Annotated in this window: 2 protein-coding genes; both read left to right on the plus strand. The window is 44.3% G+C overall.

Going from position 1 to position 456, the window contains the following annotated elements; genetic code table 11:
* Positions 1–213 (plus strand): hypothetical protein (locus tag C0541_RS21460; protein WP_238601383.1); only part of this gene is annotated, 213 nt, incomplete at its 5' end.
* Positions 213–456, plus strand: a 244-nt coding sequence (locus C0541_RS21465; protein WP_238601384.1) for a hypothetical protein, incomplete at its 3' end; no start/stop codon positions are given. The genes C0541_RS21460 and C0541_RS21465, both read left to right, overlap by 1 nt.

Consider the following 456-nt stretch of genomic DNA (forward strand, 5'->3'; position numbering starts at 1 on the left):
GTGGCTGATCCGGCGCAATGTATAGAAGGTGAATCGAGGAATTTGGCGGAGGGGATGCAACTTCAGTCCCACTTCTCTCTAGGAATTTTCCGTATGCAAAGTGGCTTCGCATCTCTGATTCGGCTTCGCCGAGTGTTTGAAAACATGCACTTTCGTAGCAAAAGCGAGTATTCGCGGCATATACTGAACTATTGGCAGCAACAAGTGATGTGATGAATAGCAACAACGCCCATGCAAGCGATTTCTTCCCTGAATATCCACGTGATTCTATTTTCACTTTAAATCCTTTTAATTGTTGCTTGGCTATGCGGGGCTTGGTGCCAGACACTTTGATATTCTTCCGAAATCTGGGTTCAGTCAACTGCATCGATGCACCATTCGCTCGAATTGCCAACATTTTTCGTAAGAATAAATTTCTTTCTTTTAGATGGCAGGTGCTGCTGCATCTATATGCAT

Origin of the sequence: Xanthomonas arboricola (genome assembly GCF_003353015.1) — a bacterium.
Taxonomy (GTDB): Bacteria; Pseudomonadota; Gammaproteobacteria; order Xanthomonadales; family Xanthomonadaceae; genus Xanthomonas; species Xanthomonas arboricola_E.